Source organism: Yoonia maricola (assembly GCF_002797915.1).
Lineage (GTDB): Bacteria > Pseudomonadota > Alphaproteobacteria > Rhodobacterales > Rhodobacteraceae > Yoonia > Yoonia maricola.
In genome coordinates, this window is sequence record NZ_PGTY01000001.1 from 627,378 (window position 1) to 651,473 (window position 24,096).

At 56.4% G+C, this 24,096-nt stretch carries 21 protein-coding genes and 1 tRNA gene; 9 read left to right on the forward strand and 13 right to left on the reverse strand.

The annotated features are described in order from the left end of the window. Positions 1–90 precede the first annotated feature (90 nt). The 3 genes from ligA to BC777_RS19590 all read left to right on the forward strand — a co-directional run bounded on the left by ligA (position 91) and on the right by BC777_RS19590 (position 4,551). Positions 91–2,238: an NAD-dependent DNA ligase LigA gene (gene ligA / locus BC777_RS03180; protein ID WP_100366700.1), complete on the forward strand. Its 2,148-nt coding sequence runs from the start codon at positions 91–93 to the stop codon at positions 2,236–2,238. Then, positions 2,235–4,325: an ATP-dependent DNA helicase RecG gene (gene recG / locus BC777_RS03185; RefSeq protein ID WP_100366701.1), complete on the forward strand. Its 2,091-nt coding sequence runs from the start codon at positions 2,235–2,237 to the stop codon at positions 4,323–4,325. Before ligA ends, recG begins: the two co-directional genes overlap by 4 nt. 103 nt (positions 4,326–4,428) lie before the next feature. Next, positions 4,429–4,551, forward strand: a complete 123-nt coding sequence (locus BC777_RS19590; RefSeq protein WP_281251757.1) for a hypothetical protein — start codon at positions 4,429–4,431, stop codon at positions 4,549–4,551. A 179-nt stretch (positions 4,552–4,730) separates the two neighbouring features. Here the strand turns inward: BC777_RS19590 and BC777_RS03190 are convergent, their stop codons facing one another. After that, positions 4,731–5,177 carry an iron-sulfur cluster assembly scaffold protein gene (locus tag BC777_RS03190; RefSeq protein ID WP_100366702.1) on the reverse strand — a complete coding sequence of 149 codons (447 nt, stop codon included), beginning with the start codon at positions 5,175–5,177 and terminating at the stop codon, positions 4,731–4,733. Positions 5,178–5,243: 66 nt separating this feature from the next. Here BC777_RS03190 and hisI point away from each other — a divergent pair, with 66 nt between their 5' ends. Beyond that, the gene (gene hisI / locus BC777_RS03195; protein ID WP_100366703.1) at positions 5,244–5,609 is read left to right on the forward strand and encodes a phosphoribosyl-AMP cyclohydrolase; all 366 of its coding nucleotides are present in this window, start codon (positions 5,244–5,246) and stop codon (positions 5,607–5,609) included. On the opposite strand, the gene gluQRS is transcribed toward hisI, so the two are convergent. The 7 genes from gluQRS to rocF form a co-directional block, all read right to left on the reverse strand. Then, positions 5,606–6,436: a tRNA glutamyl-Q(34) synthetase GluQRS gene (gene gluQRS / locus BC777_RS03200; protein ID WP_100366704.1), complete on the reverse strand. Its 831-nt coding sequence runs from the start codon at positions 6,434–6,436 to the stop codon at positions 5,606–5,608. The two genes, hisI and gluQRS, sit on opposite strands and share 4 nt — an antisense overlap. Then, positions 6,433–7,050 carry a class I SAM-dependent DNA methyltransferase gene (locus BC777_RS03205; RefSeq protein WP_100366705.1) on the reverse strand — a complete coding sequence of 206 codons (618 nt, stop codon included), beginning with the start codon at positions 7,048–7,050 and terminating at the stop codon, positions 6,433–6,435. Before BC777_RS03205 ends, gluQRS begins: the two co-directional genes overlap by 4 nt. A 22-nt stretch (positions 7,051–7,072) precedes the next feature. Beyond that, the gene (trmFO, locus tag BC777_RS03210; protein WP_100366706.1) at positions 7,073–8,428 is read right to left on the reverse strand and encodes a methylenetetrahydrofolate--tRNA-(uracil(54)-C(5))-methyltransferase (FADH(2)-oxidizing) TrmFO; all 1,356 of its coding nucleotides are present in this window, start codon (positions 8,426–8,428) and stop codon (positions 7,073–7,075) included. Positions 8,429–8,512: 84 nt separating this feature from the next. Next, positions 8,513–9,286: a hypothetical protein gene (locus BC777_RS03215; RefSeq protein WP_100366707.1), complete on the reverse strand. Its 774-nt coding sequence runs from the start codon at positions 9,284–9,286 to the stop codon at positions 8,513–8,515. A 149-nt stretch (positions 9,287–9,435) separates the two neighbouring features. Further along, positions 9,436–12,183, reverse strand: coding sequence for a DNA gyrase subunit A (gyrA, locus tag BC777_RS03220; RefSeq protein ID WP_100366708.1), 2,748 nt, complete (start codon positions 12,181–12,183; stop codon positions 9,436–9,438). Positions 12,184–12,547: 364 nt separating this feature from the next. Continuing rightward, entirely contained in the window at positions 12,548–13,594 is a 1,047-nt protein-coding gene (ocd, locus tag BC777_RS03225) for an ornithine cyclodeaminase (RefSeq protein WP_100366709.1), read from the reverse strand. Further along, positions 13,591–14,520: an arginase gene (rocF, locus tag BC777_RS03230; RefSeq protein WP_100366710.1), complete on the reverse strand. Its 930-nt coding sequence runs from the start codon at positions 14,518–14,520 to the stop codon at positions 13,591–13,593. The genes ocd and rocF overlap by 4 nt, the downstream gene beginning before the upstream one ends. 86 nt (positions 14,521–14,606) lie before the next feature. On the opposite strand from rocF, the gene BC777_RS03235 reads away from it, so the two are divergent. Then, complete coding sequence (locus tag BC777_RS03235; RefSeq protein WP_100366711.1) at positions 14,607–15,026, forward strand: Lrp/AsnC family transcriptional regulator; 420 nt, start codon at positions 14,607–14,609, stop codon at positions 15,024–15,026. Here the strand turns inward: BC777_RS03235 and BC777_RS03240 are convergent. Together BC777_RS03240 and BC777_RS03245 are read right to left on the reverse strand one after the other, a co-directional pair. Continuing rightward, positions 14,983–15,474: a disulfide bond formation protein B gene (locus tag BC777_RS03240; protein ID WP_100366712.1), complete on the reverse strand. Its 492-nt coding sequence runs from the start codon at positions 15,472–15,474 to the stop codon at positions 14,983–14,985. The genes BC777_RS03235 and BC777_RS03240 overlap by 44 nt on opposite strands. Further along, positions 15,471–16,049 (reverse strand): YqaA family protein, encoded by a 579-nt coding sequence (locus tag BC777_RS03245; RefSeq protein ID WP_100366713.1) that lies wholly within the window; start codon positions 16,047–16,049, stop codon positions 15,471–15,473. The genes BC777_RS03240 and BC777_RS03245 overlap by 4 nt, the downstream gene beginning before the upstream one ends. Before the next feature lie 146 nt (positions 16,050–16,195). On the opposite strand from BC777_RS03245, the gene BC777_RS03250 reads away from it, so the two are divergent. Together BC777_RS03250 and BC777_RS03255 are read left to right on the forward strand one after the other, a co-directional pair. Then, a tRNA-Leu gene (locus tag BC777_RS03250) sits at positions 16,196–16,281 on the forward strand. A 318-nt stretch (positions 16,282–16,599) separates the two neighbouring features. Next, on the forward strand, positions 16,600–17,388 hold the full coding sequence (locus BC777_RS03255) for a Hint domain-containing protein (protein WP_100366714.1): 789 nt from the start codon (positions 16,600–16,602) through the stop codon (positions 17,386–17,388). On the opposite strand, the gene BC777_RS03260 is transcribed toward BC777_RS03255, so the two are convergent. Beyond that, positions 17,378–17,968: a nucleotidyltransferase family protein gene (locus tag BC777_RS03260; protein WP_100366715.1), complete on the reverse strand. Its 591-nt coding sequence runs from the start codon at positions 17,966–17,968 to the stop codon at positions 17,378–17,380. The two genes, BC777_RS03255 and BC777_RS03260, sit on opposite strands and share 11 nt — an antisense overlap. After that, positions 17,965–20,373: a GcvT family protein gene (locus BC777_RS03265; protein WP_100366716.1), complete on the reverse strand. Its 2,409-nt coding sequence runs from the start codon at positions 20,371–20,373 to the stop codon at positions 17,965–17,967. Before BC777_RS03265 ends, BC777_RS03260 begins: the two co-directional genes overlap by 4 nt. A gap of 147 nt (positions 20,374–20,520) precedes the next feature. On the opposite strand from BC777_RS03265, the gene BC777_RS03270 reads away from it, so the two are divergent. Then, a complete protein-coding gene (locus BC777_RS03270; RefSeq protein ID WP_100366717.1) occupies positions 20,521–22,932 on the forward strand; it encodes a GcvT family protein in 2,412 nt (803 codons plus the stop codon). Here BC777_RS03270 and BC777_RS03275 read toward each other — a convergent pair. Then, a complete protein-coding gene (locus BC777_RS03275) occupies positions 22,929–23,486 on the reverse strand; it encodes a lipid-binding SYLF domain-containing protein (RefSeq protein ID WP_100366718.1) in 558 nt (185 codons plus the stop codon). The two genes, BC777_RS03270 and BC777_RS03275, sit on opposite strands and share 4 nt — an antisense overlap. 173 nt (positions 23,487–23,659) lie before the next feature. On the opposite strand from BC777_RS03275, the gene BC777_RS03280 reads away from it, so the two are divergent. Then, a complete protein-coding gene (locus BC777_RS03280; RefSeq protein ID WP_100366719.1) occupies positions 23,660–24,091 on the forward strand; it encodes a DUF4399 domain-containing protein in 432 nt (143 codons plus the stop codon). Positions 24,092–24,096 lie beyond the last annotated feature (5 nt).

Here is a 24,096-nt window from a genome sequence, read left to right on the forward strand (position 1 = left end):
GTGAAACGCGACGCTGGACGCCATTGTGCCACCCGCCTAATTATGACGTAAATCCCGCTTGAGTGGGTTGTCAGGATACAGGGTGCCAATATGGTTGAGAACAGCGCAGTGCCGGGTCCGGATACTGGCGACATAGCTGTCGCCGACCTTTCCCGGTCCCAAGCGAAAGATGAACTGGCATGGTTGGCCGCGCAACTGACGGCAGCGAACACCGCCTATCACCGCGATGATGCGCCAGAAATCAGCGATGCTGCTTATGATGCGCTCAAGCGGCGCAATACGGCTATTGAGGCGCGATTTCCTGACCTGAAACGCAAAGATAGCCCCAGCGATGTGGTGGGTGGGGCTGTTGTGGATGGTTTTGGCAAGGTGCAGCACGCGGTGCGGATGCTGTCTTTGGGCAACGCCTTTGATGATGACGATGTGGGCGAGTTTGATCAGCGCATCCGCAAATATCTGGGTTTTGCACCGGATGCGCCGCTAGCCTATACCGCAGAGCCAAAGATTGATGGGCTGTCGCTGTCACTGCGGTATGAGAACGGCACATTGGTGCAAGCGGCAACCCGAGGCGACGGCGAAATCGGCGAAAACGTCACTGTAAATGCCCTGACCATCGCGGATATTCCGCATCAGATCACGGGCGCGCCCGATGTTCTTGAAGTGCGGGGCGAGGTCTATATGAGCCATGATGATTTTGCTGCATTGAACGAGCGGCAAATCGAAAATGGCGGCAAGGCTTTTGCAAACCCGCGCAATGCAGCCGCAGGATCTTTGCGCCAGCTGGATGCTAAGATCACCAAATCGCGGCCGCTGCGGTTTTTTGCCTATGCCTGGGGCGAGGTTTCAGCGCCTTTGGCGGAAACACAATCTGGTGCCATCGCCCGCCTAAAGGCGCTGGGGTTTGCGACCAACCCATTAACCCAGACCTGCGATGGCCCAATGGCGATGATCGCCCATTATAAAGATATTGAGGCACAACGCGCAGCGCTTGGCTATGATATTGATGGTGTCGTCTACAAGGTGGATGATCTTGCACTGCAACGCCGCCTTGGTTTTCGGTCGACCACGCCACGTTGGGCCATCGCACATAAATTCCCGGCAGAATTGGCGTGGACGCTATTGGAGGCCATCGACATTCAGGTCGGGCGGACAGGTGCCTTGTCCCCCGTGGCACGCTTGCGTCCGGTCACTGTCGGCGGTGTTGTGGTGTCGAATGCGACCTTGCACAATGAAGACTATATTGCCGGGCGTGACGGGAACGGCGCCCCCATTCGCGAAGGCCGCGATATTCGTGTGGGTGACTGGGTACAGGTGTACCGCGCGGGCGATGTGATCCCGAAAATCAGCGATGTCGATTTGGCGCGCAGACCTTATGACGCAACACCCTATGAGATGCCAAAACAATGCCCCGAATGCGGCTCTGACGCGATCCGCGAGGAAGGGGACGCCGTACGCAGGTGCACCGGCGGCATTATCTGCCCTGCGCAAGCCGTTGAAAAGCTAAAGCATTTCGTGTCGCGCGCGGCTTTTGACATTGAAGGGTTGGGCGCAAAACAGGTTGAACAGCTCTATGCGGATGGCTGGATCGCAACACCTGCCGATATCTTCACGCTGCGCGACCGTTTTGGCACGGGCCTGCAACAACTCAAGAATCGCGAAGGTTGGGGCGAAAAGAGTGCGGCCAACTTGTTTGATGCGATTGACGAGAAAAGAAATATCCCGCTGGCCCGCGTGATCTTTTCGCTGGGTATCCGCCATGTGGGCGAAAACTCGGCGGCGCTTTTGGCCAACCACTACACATCATGGGATGCATTCGAGGATGCTTTGACCACCGCACAGATGGGCGAGGGTGACGCTTGGGAAGAGTTGAACAGCATCGATGGCGTTGGCGCGGTCATGGCCACATCGCTGGTCACAACCATGCAGCAAGAGGCAGAGCGCGCATCGATCGACCGCCTGATCGCCGCCTTGCAGGTACAGGACGCCGCAGCGCGGGCGACGGACAGCCCGGTGGCAGGCAAAACCGTGGTGTTCACCGGCAGTCTTGAGCGGATGACGCGCGCCGAAGCTAAGGCACGCGCTGAGGGCCTGGGCGCAAAAGTATCCGGTTCTGTCAGCGCCAAGACCGATATTCTGGTCGCAGGCCCCGGTGCCGGATCGAAGGCAAAGAAAGCGACCGATCTGGGGATTGAAACCATGGATGAGGAGGCCTGGCTTGCCTTGATCGGCGACGCATGAGCGGGCGCCCGGAGATCCTGTTTCCATTATTTGGTGCGTTGACCAAGCTTGACGGGATCGGCCCCAAATCGGCCCAGACGCTTGAGGGGGTGGGCATTGCCAAACCCCTCGATATCCTGATGACACTCCCGCTGTCGGGCGTGGACCGGCATCGCCGCGCCAGCATCCGCGAAGTGGTAGCCCCCAGTGTGGCGACGGTCGAGGTGATGGTTGGGGAGCATCATCCGCCACGCACGCGGGGCCGCCCATATCGGGTGCATGTTGAGGATGCCGAGACCTCTTTCCAACTGGTGTTTTTTCACGCGCGCGGCGATTACTTGCAAAAACTGTTGCCTACCGGGCAGCGACGTCTGGTATCAGGCAAGGTAGAAATCTTCGACGGGATCGCACAGATCGTGCATCCCGATCACGTACTTCCGGTGGCCGAGGCCGAGGATATCCCGGCGTTCGAACCGGTGTATCCGCTTCATGCCGGGATTACGCAAAAAGCGATGTGGAAAGCTACGCGCTCTGCCTTGGGGTTGATGCCCGATTTGGCTGAGTGGATTGATCCCGCCTTGAAGGCCCGCGAAAACTGGCCGTGTTGGACCGCGGCGATGCAGGCCGTCCATCACCCGCAAGCCACGTCAGATCTGTCACCACATGCCCCGGCACGCGAACGTCTGGCGTATGATGAACTGTTGGCACATCAGTTGACCCTTGCTTTGGCTCGTGCCGCGACCCGCCGAACCAAGGGGATCGCATCGGTGCCGACGCGGGTGCTTTCGGATCAGGTGCTGGCGGCCTTGCCTTATAAACCGACAAATGCCCAGACGCGGGCGATTTCAGAGATTGCGGGCGATCTTGCCGCCCCTCTTCGCATGAACCGCCTGCTGCAAGGTGATGTTGGCTCAGGCAAGACCTTGGTGGCTTTCATGGCACTTTTGGGCGTGGTCGAGGCAGGTGGTCAGGGCGTCATGATGGCCCCAACCGAGATTTTGGCGCGTCAGCATCTGGACGGGCTACAGCCGTTGGCCGAAAGCGCCGGTGTTGTGTTGGAGATCCTGACTGGGCGCGACAAAGGCACCGCGCGCACCACGAAATTGGCGGCACTCGCCGAAGGGCGAATCAATATCCTTGTCGGCACCCATGCTGTTTTCCAAAAAGATATCGTCTTTAATGACTTGCGGCTTGCCGTGATTGATGAACAGCACCGGTTCGGTGTCTCGCAACGGATGGAATTGGGTGCCAAAGGGCAGGCGGTTGATGTACTTGTCATGACGGCAACGCCCATCCCGCGCTCGCTCGCCCTGGCGCAATATGGCGATATGGATGTGTCTGTTTTGGATGAAAAACCACCCGGACGCACGCCTGTGCAGACGGCGTTGGTATCATCTGCGCGCATGGATGAGGTGGTTGAGAAGTTGCACCATGCGGTGACCGAAGGGCGGCAAGCCTATTGGGTTTGCCCACTGGTCGAAGAAAGCGAAGTGGTGGATATGACGGCCGCCGAAGAACGGTTCAAGCGTTTGCGCGCCGTCATGGGCGAAGGCGTCGTCGGGCTGGTCCACGGACAGATGCCACCCGCAGAGAAAGACGCAGCCATGGCGCGCTTTGTGGCAGGCGAAACCAAGGTGCTGGTCGCAACCACAGTGATTGAGGTGGGGGTGAATGTGCCAAATGCCTCTATCATGATGATCGAACATGCGGATCGTTTCGGGCTTGCCCAACTGCACCAATTACGGGGCAGGGTGGGGCGTGGGGCGGCGGCATCGACCTGCTTGTTGATTTATCAGGCCCCATTGGGTGAAACAGGGCGCCGCAGGCTCGAAATTCTGCGTGAGACCGAGGATGGGTTCCGCATTTCCGAAGAAGACCTCGCCATGCGCGGTGCAGGTGATGTAATTGGCACGGCACAATCTGGCATCCCGCGGTTTCGGATTGCGGATCTGGAACGACAGGCGGGTCAGATGGCCGTGGCACAAACAGATGCGCGGCGGCTGCTGAATGACGACCCGACGCTGGAAACAGATCGGGGAAAGGCCGCCAGAACACTGTTGTGGTTGATGGAGCAGGATAAGGCGATTCTTTTAATATCAGTAGGTTAAGTCAATTCGACCCGAAATGTTCACAAATGTTCTATAAAAGTTCTTTACATCGCATGAGTGATATGAGAACAAAGTGCTAACAGAACATTAAGGGAACACAATCATGGCAGAAGAAATCAAATCCGTTATCGCACGCTCACGCGACACGATTGTGATGGATGCTTTGGGTGTGGCCGCCTTGATGGTCATGCTTGTTTTCGGATTGGCTTTGCCCGGGCCGATCTGACCTGCCGAAACGTACCGTCCCGGTCTATCACATTGCCCTGTCCCAAGAATGCAATGCACGATGACCTGCCTGTCTGACGTCCCAAGTGGGGGTTTTGCCTCTCCCCAAAGGAACACTGGACCGGGTTGGATACGTTTCAAACCTGCCGCCGCCATCTTCCCGGATGTGCGGCGGTTTTTTTATGCGCTGGCCTGTTGGGCATGCAACGCGTCAAGTGTGGCGTCGAACGCCAGCATGATCGAGGCGTGGCGGTTCTTGTAATCCTTGGCCGGTTGCAAAACTTCCAGATCGCTAAAAGGGGCAGGTGGCACCGGCCCATCTGACTTCAACATTGCATAAAGCGCATCGCGCCCCGATTGCACCTGTTCCACCGTCAGCCCAACGATATGCGCGCCAACAATGGCCGCCGCAGCTTGACCCAAGGCGCAGGCCCTCACGTCCTGTCCGTAATCCGTGATCACGCCATCAGCCAAATTGACATCAACTGTTACGGTCGATCCGCACAGCGGCGCGCGTTTTTTGGCCGTGGTCATCGGATTGTCCAACCGCGTGGTGCGCGGCATATCAGCAGCGAGCGCGAGAATGCGCTCTGAGTAGAGTTTGATCAGATCGTTTTCGGCTGACATCGCGTTGCCCTTTTCCCGGTGCCTCTTTAGATAGTCCCGACTGCCCGACTTGCAAAGGTTTTTGACATGCTCTTCGATCCCACAACGCTGACCTATAATGACGCAGGCCTGATCCCCGCGATTGCGCAGGATGCCACGACCGGTGAGGTGTTGATGATGGCGTGGATGAATGCGCAAGCGGTGGAACAGACGCTGGCGACCGGAAAGGTCACCTATTGGTCGCGATCCCGGCAAGAATTCTGGATCAAAGGGGCCACCAGCGGGCATACGCAAGAGCTGGTTGATTTCCGCGTCGATTGTGACCGTGATTGCCTGCTTGTGACCGTGAACCAGACGGGTGCTGCATGTCACACCGGGCGGCGGACATGTTTTTATACGCAAGTGGAGGACGGCAAAGAGCTGGAGATCATGGCCCCGATGCGCGACATCTAATCGGTGAAGCTAATCATATGTTTGATATCTTGGGGCGTGAGACCTTCCGCACGGTATTTCGCAAGTGCCTTTGATTTATCTATCTTTGCCAGTCGCTTACCGCTCTCATCCGTAATCAGCCTGTGATGGTAATAAAGCGGCGTATCGTAACCCAACAGCCGTTGTAGCAAAACATGCAAAGGTGTCAGATCCTGCAAATCAGTGCCGCGCACAACATGGGTAATACCCTGCAGCGCGTCGTCATGGACACAGGCAAGGTGATAAGCCGGATCACGGGTGTCTTTACGGCGCAAGATCGGGTCGCCGATGTCATCGGTCAGTTTTTTATGGGTGATCTGTGTGGTCTGTGCCGTGCTTGCACCAATCTCAATATAAGCCAACGGGCAATCAACTTGCGCCAAGGCCTTGCGCATGTTCAGCCGTATGCCGTCGCCGGGCTTTGCATTGGCCATGTCGCGATCCCTGCATGTGCCCGGATAGACCATACCATCAGCCCCCGGCACCGCCCCTGCATTGATGATATGCCGGCGCGTACAGCCGCAAGGATAGGTGAGCCCCGCCTGTGCCAACCGCCCCAGCACGGCATCATAATCACCCACATGGTCCGACTGACGGCGCACAGGAGCAGGCCAATCCAGGCCCAGCCAGACAAGATCATCGTAGATACCTGCCTCCTGCACGGGCCGCGCCCGCGTGCTGTCAGTATCTTCAATCCGCAGCAAAGCGGTACCACCCAAATCGCGCGCGACCTTCCACACGGTCAGCGCCGAATAAGCATGCCCTAGATGCAAGGGGCCGGTGGGCGAAGGCGCAAAGCGGGTGATCACAAGCGGCGCAGGATGATCACGTCAGAGCCCATACCGATGTCATCCAGATGGGGTCCATGTTCACGAAAAATCACCGTGACGCGGCCAGCATTGACTGCTGTGTCGAGCGCTTCGGCGTAGGACTGATCTTGCAATGTGGGGTCATTGAACGATAGCGCTAACAGCCCACCCGCATTCAGCTTACCGATAAGAGGGCCCAGCGTGTCTGCTGGAGCAGCGCCCAAGCTAACGACGCCAAGTGCGACGATAATAGGATATTTACCCGCAGCAAAGCCCATATCATCGGGGCTACTGTGCCATGTTTCGCGGTAGATGCCGCTTGCGGCAGCCTTTTCCAGCATTTGGGCCGTGATATCAGTGCCATCGATTGCTTCAAACCCGGCGCGGCGCAAAGCGGCACCCCCGATCCCGGTCCCGCAGCCGAAGTCAAGAACAGGCAGATCCCGCGATGCGTATGCGGCAAGAGCAGAGGCAAGCCGATCTGGCGTCCGGTATCCACGCGCCGCAACATCTTCATCATAGCTATCGGCCCAATCGGCATAGACGGCGATGGTTTCTTGCACGGGACGCCGGGTCCAAAGGGCAGGGCGCAGGACGTCTTTTTTCTTAGTCATGGGGCCAGTTTAGAAGCAGCGGTCAGGCCGCGTCCAGTGCCGTCTGCCCCAACCACGCCTGCCAATCGGCCTTGGCCCGATCCGTATAGGCTTTATAGCGGTCTTTGCGATTGCGGCGGCCCCCTTTGACCCCATCCAACGCGGGAAACAGGCCGAAATTCACATTCATAGGCTGGAACGTCTTTGCCTCGGCCCCGCCAGTGATATGTGTCACAAGCGCACCCATCGCCGTGGTGTTCGGGACAGAGGGCAGCGCCTGTCCGGTTATTTCGGCAACGGCCATGCGGCCCGCAAGCAGGCCCATGGCAGCGCTTTCGACATAGCCTTCGACGCCAGTGATCTGCCCCGCAAAGCGAATATTGGGGCGGCTGCGCAAGCGCATTTGCGCATCAAGCAACGTGGGCGAATTGATGAATGTATTGCGGTGGATACCACCAAGACGCGCGAACTCCGCATTCTCAAGGCCCGGAATTGTTTTGAAAACAGCCTTCTGCGCGCCATACTTCATCTTGGTTTGAAAGCCCACGATATTATAGAGCGTCCCCAATGCGTTATCCCGTCGCAGTTGGACCACGGCATAGGGTTTGTTTTCGGGATCGTTCGCATTGGTCAGCCCAACGGGCTTCATCGGGCCAAAGCGCAGGGTCTCGCGACCACGTTCGGCCATGACCTCGATAGGCAGGCACCCATCGAAATAACCGGCTGTTTCGCCTTCTTTGAACTCTGTTTTCTCTGCCATCAAGAGCGCGTCGATAAACGCCTCATACTGGTCTTTGGTCATCGGGCAATTGAGGTAGGCCGTGCGTTCTTCTTCGGTCTCACCTTTGTCATAGCGCGACTGCATCCATGCCACATCCATATTAATGCTGTCGTGATAGACGATGGGGGCAATGGCATCGAAAAAGGCAAGCGCCTCGGCGCCGGTTTCAGCCGCAATAGCCTCGGCCAAAGCGCCAGAGGTCAGCGGGCCGGTCGCAATGATCCAATTGTCATCGTCTGGCAGTGCGGTGATTTCCTCATATGAAACGGAAATATTGGGATGCGCTTTCAACGCTGCCGTCACGCTTTCGGCAAACGGGTCACGATCCACCGCTAAAGCACCGCCGGCAGGCAGCCTGTGCTGATAGGCGGTTTGCATGATCAAACCATTGGCTTGCATCATCTCCCAATGCAAAAGGCCCACGGCGTTCTGTTCATGATCATCAGAGCGGAAGGAGTTGGAACACACCATCTCGCCCAGATTGCCAGTGCGGTGGGCGAAGGTTTCCACCTTGGGGCGCATTTCGTGGATGACGACCTGTATACCAGCGTTAGCCGCTTGCCATGCCGCCTCTGATCCGGCCATGCCGCCGCCGATGATATTAAGTGTCTGTATCATGGCGCTGACTTAGTCTGCGGTCAGCCAAAAGAAAAGGCCCGCGAAATGTCGCGGGCCTTATATATTGCTTGTTAAAGGGTGTTTTTAGCCACCGTAGCTGGCCAAGGTACGTGCATCGAAAAGCGCACCACCTTCAAAGTCGTACTGAGCACCGATTGTAATATATTCGCTGTCATCAACGCTCAGGATGCGGGTAAACTCTTCATCGCTGTCACCCGACGCGCTAATGCGCCCAGCCTTGGCATAAACTGATGCACCTTCGATAAAGCTATAACGCGCTGTCAACGCTATATCCCCGATAGTCGCGTCAGTAATTTCCCCCGTGTTGATCTCTGTCAAAAAGTCTTCGACTTTATAGGCCTGGTAATCCAATCCCAAAGAAACACCCGCGCCAACAGCAAATTCAAACGAAAAACCTCCCGCGCTCAGCACATCGAGATCTCCAAAGACATCACTGTCTGCCACGCCCCAGTAGGCTTCAAATGAGGTTGTTGCGGATTTGAATGCACCTTCGACACCGTAAAGAGTTGTTTCAAAGTCTCCGGTCTCATCAATAGAATAGTAAGCACCAAAAGCACTGCCTGCCGGAGTTGTATACATTCCACGTGCAGTCGCTACGAAGATATCGTCATCAAACTCGTCGAACGAGATGTTTTCGATGCTACCGCCGATCGCAAAGCTGGGCGTAATGCCGAAATCCAGACCGGCAGCAAAGCTTGTAGCGTCAAAATCACCGGTGAAGTCACCTTCGATGCTTTGAAACGCAGCAGAGATGGTTGCGCCGTTGATCTGTTGCGCTGTGGCTGGTGTTGCTGCGGCTGCAGATAGGGCGGCAATTGCCAAAAGTTGTGTTTTCATAAGACTAACCCTTAAGATAATTAATTAAATATATGGTAGTTGACGTGCTGCGACGCAGCAATGCACGGCACACTAAAAAGTTGCGCTGTCGCAGATTGGACACATCCAAATTATTGTCTGAAAACGCGAAGTGACGTTTGGGCCCAGGCTTATTCAGCTTCCGCCGGGCCATCCTCATCATCACCCTGATCGGCGATCCAAGCCACGCTCACCACCGTTTCACCCTTGCCGGTGTCAAAGACTTTCACACCACCTGCACCGCGTGAACGGAAAGAGATGCCCTCAATCGGTACGCGGATCGACTGCCCCGTTGAAGTCACGAGCATAATTTGATCGGACAGCTCAACCGGGAATGATGACACCAACGGCCCGCCGCGCATTGCCTTGTCCATGGCGGCAACACCCATACCGCCGCGCCCGCGCACGGGGTAGTCATGGCTGGACGATAACTTGCCAGACCCTTGCGCGGTAATCGTCAGGATCAGGTTTTCAACGGCCGACATTTCGGCGTAACGTTCCTGACTGATGGCACCAGCCACTGCCTCTTCCTCGTCATCAACCTCTGCGTCATCAGCCAAACCAGCCATCGCACGGCGCATTTTCAGATACGCCGCGCGTTCTTCCGCCTCCGCCTTGAAGTGGCGGATAATTGACATGGACACGACCTTGTCGTCGCCTTGCAGTTTGATGCCACGCACACCGACTGAGCTGCGCGAGTTGAACACACGTACATCGGTGGCAGGGAAACGGATAGCGCGGCCACTATCGGTGACCAGCATCACATCGTCATCGTTCGATGCGATGCGCGCGTTGATCAGTGTCGTCTCGGCATGTTCATCTTCGAATTTCATCGCGATCTTGCCGTTGCGCATGACGTTGGTGAAATCCGACAGCTTATTGCGACGCACGGTCCCAGCGGATGTTGCGAAGACAACTTGCAGGTCGTCCCATTCTTCCTCGGGTCGGTCGACCGGCATGATTGCTGCAATCGAAACACCCTGCGGGATGGGCAGGATGTTCACAATCGCCTTGCCCTTGGCCGTCCGGCTGCCCAACGGCAGGCGCCATGTTTTCAGCTTATAGACCATGCCGTCCGTCGTGAAGAACAGCAGCTGCGTATGGGTGTTGGCGACAAAGAGGGTGGTGACCACGTCCTCTTCTTTCGTCGCCATTGACGACAGCCCCTTGCCACCACGGCGCTGCGCACGGAAATCGGCCAGTGCAGTACGCTTGATGTAGCCGCCGGAGGTTACGGTCACGACCATGTCCTCTTTTTCGATCAGGTCCTCGTCTTCCATGTCGCCGGACCAGTCAACGATTTCGGTACGGCGTGGCACGGCAAAAAGCTCGCGCACTTCATGCAACTCATCGCGGATGATCTGCATGATCCGCTCGCGAGATCCTAGAATTTCAAGGTATTCCCGTATCTTACCGGCTAATTCTTGAAGTTCGTCGGTGACTTCTTTCACGCCAATTTGGGTCAGACGCTGGAGGCGCAGTTCCAAAATTGCACGGGCTTGCGTTTCAGACAGGTTATAGGTGCCATCCTCATTTGCGGTATGGGTCGGGTCATCAATCAGCTTGATATACTCTAGGATTTCCGCCGCAGGCCAACGCCGTGCCATCAGGCTTTCGCGGGCCTCTGATGCATCGGCAGAGGAGCGGATGGTCGCAACAACTTCGTCGATATTGGTGACGGCGACGGCCAGACCACACAGGATATGGCTGCGTTCGCGTGCTTTGCGCAACTCAAACGCAGTGCGGCGGGCAACCACCTCTTCGCGGAATGTGATGAAAGAATTGAGGAAAGCGTAAAGCGTCAATTGCTCTGGCTTGCCCCCGTTCAGGGCCAGCATGTTGCAGCCAAAGTAGGTTTGCATCGGGGTGAAGCGGAAAAGCTGGTTCAGCACGACCTCAGCAGTCGCATCGCGTTTCAATTCGACCACCACGCGCACACCGTTACGGTCGGATTCGTCCTGGACGTGGGCGATACCTTCGATCTTCTTGTCGCGTGCGGCTTCCGCGATTTTGTCGATCATCGCGGCCTTGTTCACTTGATAGGGGATCTCATTTATGACGATGGCATAGCGATCCTTGCGCAGTTCTTCGACGGTGGTCTTGGCGCGTACAATCACGGAACCGCGACCTTCAAGATAAGCCTTACGCGCGCCAGAGCGGCCCAGAATGATCCCGCCTGTCGGGAAATCAGGGGCAGGGATATATTCGATCAACTCTTCAATCGACATATCGGGGCTGTCGATCAGAGCCAACGTGGCATCAATCACTTCGCCCAAGTTGTGCGGCGGAATATTGGTCGCCATACCGACGGCGATACCGCCAGCGCCATTCACCAGCATGTTCGGAAAGCGGGATGGCAGAACCGATGGTTCGCGTTCTTTGCCATCGTAATTGTCCATGAAATCAACGGTGTCTTTCGACAAATCGTTGGTCATGTAGGCTGCAACCTTATCAAGGCGCGACTCGGTATAGCGCATCGCCGCAGCACCATCGCCATCCATGGAGCCAAAGTTGCCTTGCCCGTCAATCAGAGGCAACGACATGGAGAAATCCTGCGCCATCCGCACCAGCGCGTCGTAAATCGCGCCGTCACCATGCGGGTGATAAGAGCCCATGACATCGCCTACGGATTTCGCGGATTTGCGATAGGATTTGTCGGACGTAATACCTTTTTCATACATCGAATAGATGATGCGACGGTGGACAGGTTTCAGGCCATCGCGGAGATCCGGAATGGCGCGCGATACGATCACGCTCATCGCGTAATCAAGGTAACTGGTTCTCAGTTCGTGTTCGATGGTAACGGAAGGGCCGTCATACGCGGGGCGCATTGGCGGCATTTCTTCTTCGTTTTCAGGTGTTTCTGGGGTGTCGCTCACGTGATCCGCCTGTTGGATTTTTAACTGCTATATCTGGTTGTAAGCACCCTATCAGACACTTGATATAGGGCGCAACGACGGATCCACTTGCCTTTGCAATGTTTGCTACGTCGTAATTTAACGTATTGTTTATAAACAGGAAAGTGATGTTCTACGTTGCAGGCGCGGAATGATCTAAAACTGACCGGCTGTCGGCTGCGGAATCAAAGGAATGTCACGCGTGGGAGCGTTGCAGGCTGCAAGGATCAGTAAAGCCAAAATTATTATCAGTTTTTTTTGCATAAGGCACCTTTATCTTCCACACTGCAAAATAACCCAACCGCCTGCTTTGGCAAACGGTTACGTGTGTATCTGCACACGCCCGCTAACGGGCCCGCTTGATCATCCCAAATAGATCGCGTGGATCATCAGGGTCTGCGATGAGATCAAGATCAATATAGAAAGGCGTTTCCTTAATCTTCTGGTGTACGTAACGCAGGGCACTGAAGTCTTCGATCGCAAAGCCGACACCGTCAAACAGTGTGACTTCGCCGGCCGATTGCCGTCCCGCCTGTGCACTGGTGATGACCTGCCAGAGTTCTGTAACCGGATGATCGTCCGCCATCTGCTGAATTTCGCCCTCGACCCGCGTTTGCGGCGGGTATTCCACGAAAATGGACGACCGCGCTACGATATCGCGGTGCAGTTCCGTCTTTCCCGGACAATCGCCACCAATCGCATTGATATGGACGCCCGCGCCAACCATGTTGTCGGTCAGGATTGTCTGCATGTCTTTGTCGGCTGTGGCCACGGTGATCACATCAGCGCCTTCAATGGCCTCTTCCGGTGTGCTGCAGGGAGTAATCTGAAAGCCCAAACCTGCAAGGTTTTTCATGCATTTCTCGGTCGCGGCATTGTCGATATCGTAAAGGCGGATAGTCTCGATCCCGCAGACGGCCTTGATCGCCAGACACTGGAATTCAGATTGCGCGCCATTGCCGATCATTGCCATTGTCTTGGCATCTGGCGCGGCAAGGTGTTTGGTCGCGACCGCCGACATGGCACCGGTGCGCAATGCCGTGAGGATCGTCATTTCCGAGAATAGCACTGGATAACCACTGTCCACATCGGACAGCACGCCAAAGGCCGTGACCGTTTGCAGGCCCTCTTTCATGTTCTTGGGGTGACCGTTGACATATTTGAACCCATAAAGTTCACCGTCAGAGGTCGGCATCAGTTCAATGACCCCCACATCGGAATGGCTACCAAGGCGCGGTGTCTTGTCGAACAAGTCCCAGCGCGCGAAATCCGCCTCGATTTCCCGCGCCAGATCAGCCAGAAACGTCTCGATCCCCACGTGATGCACGAGCCGCATCATGTTATCGACGCTGACGAATGGCACCATGGCCAGTTTGGATGCTTTCAGGCTCATTGTTTATCCCTTGTTGGGCGGTCGAACACGCGGCGACCAAGGAGTGAGGCGGTCAGATCGACCATGAGGTTCGCAGTTTTGCCGCGGTCATCAAGGAATGGGTTGAGTTCAACAAGGTCGAGCGAGGTCACCAAATCACTGTCTGAAAGGATCTCCATCACCAAATGACCTTCGCGTACGGTTGCACCGCCAGGGACTGTTGTACCAACGGCAGGGGCGATAGAAGGGTCAAGGAAATCCACATCGAGTGAGACGTGAAGCATGCCGTTCACGGCTTCCACACGTTCAAGGAAAGCCTTCAGTGGCGTGCTGATACCTTCTTCATCGATACGGCGCATGTCAACCAGCATGACATCCGCATCCGACAGGATTGCATGTTCTGCGGCATCTACAGAGCGCAAGCCGATCATGCAGATGTTTTGCGTTTCCACTTTGGCAGGCAGTGCGGGGTAGGCGTCGAAACCGGCGCGCCCGGTCACATAGCCCACGGGCGTACCATGCAGATTGCCGCTGTCGGTGGTGTCAGGCGTGTGAATATCGCTATGCGCGTCCAACCAAAGTGCAAAGAAGGGGCGGCCTTCCGCTTGTGCATGGGCCGCCATACCAGCGACAGTGCCGGCGGCCAATGCATGATCGCCGCCAAGAAAAATTGGCATCCCACGTTGCGCTGTCTCTTGCGCGGCTTCCATCAGGGTTTGCGCCCAGCCTACATTCTCAGCCAGCTTATGGACTAACGCATTGCGCGGGGCCGCAACGGTCACGTTCCGGGGCGCAAGATTGCCAAGGTCCTCAACTGTGTGACCCAGTTTGGCAATCGCCTCGGCGATTCCCGCCGTGCGATAGGCATCAGGCCCCATAAGGCAGCCCTGGCGACGTTTGCCGCAATCGACAGGCGCGCCAACAAGTATGCAGTGTTTTTGTGTCATGGGCAGAGTGTTGTGCAAAACAGAGGGTAGGTTAAGCTGGCAAATTGTGCAAAATGGTCGTGAATTAACCGAAGCGAGCAATACATATGGACAATATGGACGGTCACTTGATTGCGGCGCTCAAACGCAATGGGCGCGCGTCACTATCCGACCTCGCTGACCAGCTTGGCGTGACACGCAGCACGGTCCGGGTGCGCCTTGATCGGCTTGTGCAAGGGGGCGAGATCGCAGGGTTCACAGTGCTGACGCGCTCTGACGTGCGGCCTGATCCGGTGCGCGGGCTGATGATGCTGGAAATCGCGGGTCGTGGGGCGGAAAAGACCATGATGGCGTTGCGTCGGATGCCGCAGGTGCAGGCGGTTCATTCAACCAATGGCACTTGGGATCTGATTGCAGAAATCGGGACAGATACGCTTGAACATTTTGATCAGGTGCTTTTCACCATCCGCCGGATGCAGGGCGTCACACGGTCCGAGACGAACCTGTTGCTGTCGACCCGGCGCTAAGGCGCACGGCGATGATCCAACCGATCATCAGACCGAAGGACGCGATAGCGTTCCAGCTGGCCATTGAGAGCGTGAACAATTCCCAACTGACCTGGTCGCACATCACCACGCGCGGCCCAGTCACGGCCAGCAGGTCAGCGCCGCTCAAGCCATTCAGGGTACCACTGCCGGTGCAGGTGCTTGGCCCTTCCCAAAACCCGCGCTCCACGCCGGTGTGAAAAACGCCAAGGCCCGCGGTCGTTGCCGCGGCCAGGACCCCCAGCGCAGGCATGAACCGACCGGGTATTTTCAATGCAATAAGCCCAATCACAATAGCCGCCGCATGCGGCCAGCGTTGCCAAAGGCACATCGCACAGGGCGGATAGCCCAAAGCCTGAAACAGGAAAGCCCCGGCCAGAAGGGCCGCAGAGCCACCAGCAGACAGCAAGAGCATTAGATTGCGGGTCATAACAACCCAATCATAGCAAATCCGCCGATCAGCAGCACGCAAAATAGAATGAACATCAACCCAAGTCGCTTTTCGATGAAATCGCGGATAGGTGCGCCGAACTTCCACAAAAGCGCTGCAACAAGGAAAAACCGCAGGGCGCGCGCAAAGATGGATGAGACAATAAACACCGACAGGGGCAATCCTGTTACCCCCGATGCAATCGTGATTACCTTGAACGGCAGGAAAGTAACACCAGCGACAACCACAGCCCAGGCGCCATATTCGTTGAACACGGCTGACATTTCTTCAAAACTGTCTGCCTTGCCGTAAATCTCAAGGATCGGCTGGCCGACCGTTTCCATCAAAGCAGCCCCGATGTAATAGCCGAGTAGCGCGCCCGCGACGGACGCTAAAGTTGCAATCCCAGCAATCACGAAGGCGCGTGAAGGCCGGGCGATAATCATCGGGATCATCAAGACATCGGGAGGGATCGGAAAAAACGAAGATTCCACAAAAGACACAATCGCAAGCGCCCACAAGGCGTGCGGGGATTGTGCCAATGAAATTGTCCAGTCGTATAGCCTGCGTAACATGCTTTGCCCGTGTGTTTTGTTTGCTTAGGCCATGTGTATGGCCATGCGTCAAGCATGCGTTCTGATCAATAGGCTGTATCCCGCATCATCTTTGCATCAAATCGCGATTGACGCGCCCGGACTGGCGGATTAGGACAAGCGCGGTTGCCGATGTGGCGGAATGGTAGACGCAGGGGATTCAAAATCCCCCGATAGCAATATCGTGAGAGTTCGAGTCTCTCCATCGGCACCAACGCGTTTTCTTTTAGAAGGCGCTCTGCACTCTCACGGTTGCTGCAAAATAAGCATATTTCAGCCGTTTTTGATCCTAAATGAGGGCATAGAAAATAACTTACGGCAAGTGACGTGGGTTTTTGCTTGCAAAACGCGTGTTCGATTGACAGGCAGGTGGACGCGTTGGCGGCATGGTATTCAACGCCAGATGCCGGACCCAGCGAAAGACCTGTTAGCAGGTCTGGTTTATGAGTGAATATCGACCGTCTTGATTGGCGGCCCGACGAATATGACAGAGTAGTGCGATGATACATCACATTTCCGGAACGGACAGGCTGTGACCGGTTCCAAGACAGACCTCGCGATAATCGAGGCAGGTACAAGCACGTCCGTTGTTGATGATGCAGGACTCAACCTGCTGACCCTCATCAAGGACGATATCGATTACGTCACTTTTGATAAGGCGAACCCTGATGCGGGTATCGTCACATTTACAGATGGCAACACGATCACTTTTTCCGAAATTGACAGGGTTGTGCCCTGCTTTACACCCGGAACAGCGATTGCTACGCCAAAGGGCGAAGTGCCTGTTGAAAGGCTGCGTTCGGGTGACCGGGTTCTGACGCGTGACAACGGCATCCAGACGGTCAGCTGGGTTGGCACAAAACGTATTGATTTTGCAGAACTCAATGCCGCACCACAGTTGCGCCCGATCAAGATCCGGGCGGGCGCGCTTGGCAACAATATGCCCGACCGTGATATGCTGGTTTCGCCCAGCCACCGTATGCTGATCGTATCGCATCCGGCAGAGCTGTATTTTGGCCAATCGGAGGTTCTGGTCGCCGCGCGCCACATGCTGACGATGGACGGGGTTGAGGTCACAGGTCAGCCCTATGTCACCTACATTCATATCATGTGCCAAAATCACGAGATTGTCTTGTCAAACGGGGCGTGGAGCGAAAGCTTTCAACCGGCTGACCTTACACTCAAAGGGTTTGATGCCGAACAGCGCGAAGAGCTTTTCATGCTGTTCCCCCAGCTTGAAACGGCCGAAGGGGTTGCCGCCTATGGTGCAGCCCGCCGCACCCTCAGCCGCCGCGAAGCCAAGCTGTTGTTCAAACCTTAGACGCGCGCCAGGCCGCCCAGTCTTCGGGCGTGTCCAGATCAAGGCGCGCGCGATTGCCGGGCAGGGGCACGAGATGGGTTCTGTCGTGCAATTGTTTGACAAGGCTTTCACCACCGCCGTCACCAGACAGATCCGCAAAGTCCGGGCGCAAGGACGCATCAAAGATGATCGGATGCCCCGGTTTGCCATCCTGCGTCGTGCCGCGCCAGATGACATGGGCGGGATGCGTTGCGCGCGCGTCCAGAACAGCCTTCAAATCAGATGTTTCCAAAGCGACCAGATCACCAAGCAGGATCATAAAGGCAGGTGCCTTCGGCAATTGCGCCACGGCGCCGCGCATCGTGCCGGACATGCCCTCATCGGCTTGCGGAACGGTTAGGATTCTAACGTCAAGGTCAGCAATCGTGTCGTGCCTTGAATCGGCTTTTTGGTGTAGCGCCACATAGACCGGTTCTCCCGCCGCAGAGGCCATGCGCACTTGCCTGCGCAAAAGTGGGACACCATCGACATCCTCAAGCATCTTGTCGCGCGTGCCCATGCGTGACGATTGCCCTGCAGCAAGGATCAGGATTGGGATCATCCGCGCATCACCGCTCCATCAGGTTCAAACAAAGGCGTCGTGATGCGTTTGGCTTTGCGCAATTGGCCCATGATCTCAATCTCGACTTCCAGATCACTGGTCGCCAAGGCGCGCGGCACCAAGGCCAGCGCGATGGATTTTCCTGTATGATGCGCATATCCGCCGGAGGTACAAAAACCCTGCACAATGCCGTCGATGAACACTGGCTCATAGGCCACAACATCTGCATCATCTGCGTCCACTTCGAACACGACAGTGGTGCGGGCAGGGGGATTGGCGCGTTCTGCCTCAGCCGCGGCCCGTCCGATGAAATCGACGTTCTTCTTGAAACTGATGAAGCGATCCATGCCGGTTTCCGCCGCTGTATAGTCAGGTGAAAACTCTGACAGCCAAGAGCCAAAAAAGCGGTCCAGCCGCAAGGACATCATCGCGCGCATGCCGAACGGTGTGATCTCGAGCGATTGCCCCGCATGCCAAAGCGACCACCATAGTTGGCGCTGGTCCATTGCATCGCAGTAAATCTCATACCCCAGATCGCCAGTATAGCTGACCCGTTGCACGATGCAGGCCACCTGACCGATTGTCATACGGCGCACATCCATGAATTTAAGGTCCGTCACATTATCGCGGGTGCAAGCGGCGAGCAGATCACGCGCCTTGGGTCCCGCAATTTGGAACCCTGTGCGCCTGTCAGAGATGTTTTCGACCTGTGCGTCGGGGTGGGCGTTCTGCATGAACCATCGGTGGTGTATCTCCTGCGCGCCATAGCTGGCGGTGATCTGAAATATATCCTCCGCAAGACAAGACACCGTGAAATCCCCCCAAAGCCGTCCTTTGGGCGACAACATCGGCGTGAGCGACATGCGCCCCGGCGGCGGGATCCGGCCCGCCATAATCCGGTCAAGCCATGCGCGTGCGCCTGTGCCTGTGACGGCGAATTTGCCGAAATTCTGCACCTCATTGATGCCAACACCGCTGCGCACCGCTTTTACCTCGCGTGCGGTCGCAGCAAAGGCGTTGGAGCGGCGGAAGGTGGGTGTTTCATACTCTGGCTCGCCGTTCTGGGCGAAGTAATTCGCCACCTCGAGGCCAAACTGATGTCCCCAGACGGCGCCCAGATCGCTGAAGATATCGTACATCGGCGTGGTGCGATGCGGTCGCGCGGCGGGCAGTTCTTCATTGGGATAGCTGACGGAAAATCGGTTCTGGTAGTTCTCGATCACCTTGGGCCGGGTATATCCCGGCGTGATCCATTTGCCATAGCGCCCCACATCCATTGCCGTCACGTCACGCTCGCATTCGCCTTCAACCATCCATTGCGCCAGCATCAGGCCGACGCCGCCACCTTGGCTAAAGCCCGCCATGACGCCACAAGCAGACCAGTAGTTTTGCAAACCGGGAACGGGTCCGACCAATGGGTTGCCGTCAGGGGCAAAGGTAAAGGGGCCGTGGATGACAGATTTCACACCCGCACGCTCCAACACGGGAAAGCGCCTGTATGCGAAATCAATCGAGTCAGCGATTTTGTCGAGGTTGTCAGGCAGCAACTCATGCCCGAACTCCCAAGGTGTCCCGTCAACCGCCCATGGTTCACAGGGTTGTTCGTAAAACCCAATACACAACCCGCGCCCTTCTTGCCGCAGATAACTTTCACCTGCTGGGTCCATCACATGCGGATGCTCGGCGGCGCGCTCATAAATCTCGGGTAGATCATCCGTGACGATATACTGATGTTCCATCGGATGCAGCGGCACGTAGCTGCCTGCCATCGCGGCCACTTCCCGCGCCCAAAGCCCTGCGGCATTGACCACATGTTCGGCATGGATGGTGCCTTTGTCTGTCACCACATCCCAGGTGCCATCGGCGCGCTGGTTTGTCTCGATCACCTTGGTGTGCAGTTCAATCGTGGCCCCGCCCATGCGCGCGGCCTTGGCATAGGCGTGGGTCGTGCCGGATGGGTCCAGATGCCCATCAAGTGGGTCATAGAGCCCGCCGACAATACCATCGAGGTTGGTGATTGGGGCGATCTTGGCGATGTCTTCGGGACCAACAATTTCGGTCTCCAACCCCATATAGCGGTGCTTGGCGCGTTCTGCGACCAGCATGTCGAACCGGTCCTGATTGTCGGCCAAGGTCACACCACCGACATGGTGCAGGCCGCAAGACATGCCCGTGATCTCTTCCAACTCGCGATACAGCTTGATGGTATAGCCCTGCAAAGCCGCCATATTCGTATCGCCATTCAGCGTGTGAAACCCGCCCGCGGCGTGCCAAGTCGACCCTGACGTCAGCTCGGACCGTTCCACAAGCATGACGTCAGACCAACCCAATTTGGTCAGGTGATAAAGGACCGATGCGCCGACAACGCCGCCGCCGATAATCAGGGCTTGGGTAGTGGTTTTCATGGACTTCACTCCTGTCTTGCTCAGACCAATATGGCGCTGAAAAAGCCACAGTCGGTTCAGAAAACGACATGCCGTGTCGGTGAATGGCTATCGCTTTGACGCACCATTGCAGACGCTCAAGAGGTCATCAAACGAAAGGTTTCCTGAATGCGCACCCATGCCCAAGCCGTTGTCATCGGAGGTGGGCTGATCGGCTGTTCTATCCTGTATCATCTGGCGAAACTAGGGTGGACGGATGTGGTGCTGCTGGAGCGAGATGAGTTGACATCGGGATCAACATGGCACGCAGCAGCCAACATTCATGGGCTGCATGACAGTACCAATATCAGCCGCATCCAGCACTATACCATGAACCTTTATAACACGTTGGAGGATGAGACAGGACAGTCTTGCGGCGTTTTCCAACCCGGCTCGCTTTACTTGGCGCAGACCGAAGAACGCGAGCATCAGCTGAGGCTGCAAGCCGCGAAGGCCAAGTTTTATGGGATGAATTTCTACGAGGTTGATCGGGCAGAGGCAGAGCGTCTGCATCCATTGGTGGATTATGACGGCGTCCGCTGCATCATGTTTGAACCTGATGGCGGCAACGTGGACCCATCTGGTGTAACGAATGCCTACGCCATTGGCGCGCGCCAGAAAGGAGCAGAGATTTACCGATTTACGCCGGTGACCGCGACTGTTCCGCAGGCTGATGGTTCTTGGATCGTCGAAACACCAAAGGGCGCTATCAAGACCGAATGGGTGATCAATGCTGCGGGCCTCTGGGGGCGCGAAGTGGCCAAGCTGGCAGGGATTGAACTGCCGCTTTTGCCGACAGAACATCAGTATTTCGTCACCGAAACGATTGCTGAAATTGCGGCGATGGACCGCCGTTTACCATCAGTCGCGGACCGTGATGGAGAATACTACCTGCGCCAAGAAGGGCAGGGGCTATTGGTGGGCGCCTACGAAAAGGATGTGCGCTTCTGGGCCGAAGATGGCACGCCGCAGGGTTTTGGTCATGAGTTGTTCGCTGATGATCTGGAGCGTATTGAGGACAATATGATGCGCGCCATAGACCGTGTGCCAGCAGTGGGTGAAGCGGGGATCAAGCGGGTCATCAACGGCCCGATGATATGGTCACCGGATAGCAACGTGCTTTATGGCCCGCACCCCGATTTGCAAAACTACTTTTGCTGCAACGGCATTATTCCGGGGTTCAGCCAATCTGGCGGCATGGGCTTGATGGCTGCCCAGTGGATCATCAATGGAGAAAGCGACTATGACATGTTCGCTTGGGATGTGGCACGGTTTGGCCCTTGGGCCGATGCAAAGTTCACCAAGGCGCGGGTGGGCGACCAATATGCCAAACGCTTTGCCATCCACTTTCCCAACGAAGAACGATCAGCGGGGCGGCCCGTGCGAACGCGGCCCGTCTATGAAATTCAAAAAGCAATGGGTGCTGTCTTTGGGTTGAACTATGGCTGGGAGCATCCGTTATGGTTTGCTGATACGCCGGGTATGGCGGATACCAACGGCTTCACACGCCAAAACTGGTTTGAACCCGTGGGGCAAGAGGCCCGCATGTTGCGCCAATCGACTGGGATCATTGATATTTCAAACTTTGCCAAATACGTGGTGAAGGGTCCAGGTGCTGCGCATTGGCTGAACGCTGTCTTCGCAAACAACATGCCCAAGGCGGTCGGACGGTCCTGCCTGACCCCACTGATTGGTGTGAACGGCGGGATCGCGGGGGATTTTACCGTAACCCGACTGGCTGATGATGAATTCATGATCATCGGTGGCGGTGCCGCTGAACGATATCATCAGCGGTTCTGGAAAGAGGTCCCATTGCCAGAAGGGACTACCTTTGAAAGTCACACTGACACAATGTGCGGCTTTAACGTGGCCGGCCCGCAATCGCGCGCCTTGTTGGCAGGCCTGACCAATGCGGACCTAAGCACCGAGGCTTTTCCTTTCATGCGTTCGCAGCGCATCACTGTCGCAGGTGTTCAGGTGGTTGCTTTGCGCGTCTCATTCACCGGCGATCTTGGGTGGGAGTTGCATTGCGCGCAAGCCGACCAATTGCAGCTTTACAATGCCTTGGTTGAGGCCGGTAAAGAGATGGGCGCAGGGCCGGTCGGGTCGCGCGCGTTGATGTCTTTGCGCATCGAGAAAGGCTATGGCAGTTGGAGCCGTGAATATTCACCGGAATACTGGCCACAAGAAGTTGGCTTGGACCGATTGATTAAGATTGATAAGGATTTTTTGAACAAAGACAAATACCTGAAGATCAAAGATAATGCCCCACGCGAAGTACTGTCCTTGATTGAGGTGCACGACATCGCGACCGCTGATGCCACCGGTGGCGAGCCAATCTTTCTGCCTGATGGTACTCCTATCGGGCGAGTAACATCAGGTACCTACGGCTACAGTGTCGAAAAATCACTCGCGCTCGGCTACCTCAGGAATGTCAAACCGGGCACCACTGTTGACGTCATGATCCTTGGCAAGCCGCATCGCGGCGTCGTTCTGACGGAGCCACCGTTTGACCCCGTCGGAACGCGACTACGTGCTTAAGGAATGATGCGCGTGTATTTGGTGCCTTCCAGCGTCGCACCTAAGCGCAGACCGGTCTGCGCAAACACGACCGCGATCACTGGCGCAAGCGACGTTGTTGTTTCCGCGCGCAGCATCTCGCTTTGATCCCGGAACGCATATTCAATATCCGCGCCCGCAGCCCAGCCGGGCCCACGACGGAACTCCAGCAATGCTTCGGGCGTCATGAAAAACAGCACATGGCTGAATTGCTGCGCACCGATTTGCAAACCGGCACTGCCAGATGTGGCTGAGTAGTAATCGACCGTCGATGAGCCCACACGCAACGCGCCACGCCCAAAGGAACCACCCAGCCCAAGCCCGACTTCGGTCACCAGTGGCATAACCAAGGTCCCGGCAGCGCGTGACGCCAGGTCGCGTGTTCCGGGGAACTCTGCGAACATGCCTTCCAGCGTGGTGTCAACGCGCGCGTCAATCGTGGCCGCACCGGGGCTGCCGATGCCGTTGCTGCATGCAGCAAGCGACGATGCTGCCAAACTACCCAGCGCGAAGCTGCGCCTTGAAAGATGTTTCATGATATATCCGCCTATTTGCCTGTGATGGAGACGTTTTTCGCCCCTTATGTACAGTGTTATAAGGCAGCGCAGACGATGTGTCACGCAGGAAGGTAAACACCGAGCGAGTTGCCGGATCGTGTGCTTGAGCTACCTTTTCTACTGATCTTTTGATCATTCGAATGGAGGAAACAATGAAGAATACACTAATGGTCGCCGCAAGCATCTGTTTCGCCGGCGTAGCTGCATTCGCTGACGGACACCGCAGCGCAGCACCTGAAGATGCCAGAGTCTATATCATATCACCTGCCGACGGCGCCGTTGTCAGCAACCCCGTCACAATCGTTTTTGGGCTTGAAGGCATGGGCGTGGCCCCCGCAGATGTTGAAGTTGAGAATACTGGCCATCATCACCTTTTGATCGATACGGACCCTGGCACGTTGGATATGGAGTCCGGGTTGCCAGCGACCGATCAGGTTGTGCACTTTGGCGGTGGGCAAACACAGGTGACAAAGGATCTGCCCGCAGGCACCCATACCCTACAGTTGCTGTTAGGTGATTGGACGCACGTCCCTCATGATCCACCAGTGATGAGCGAAGTGGTAACAATCACGGTGGAAGAATAGCTGAT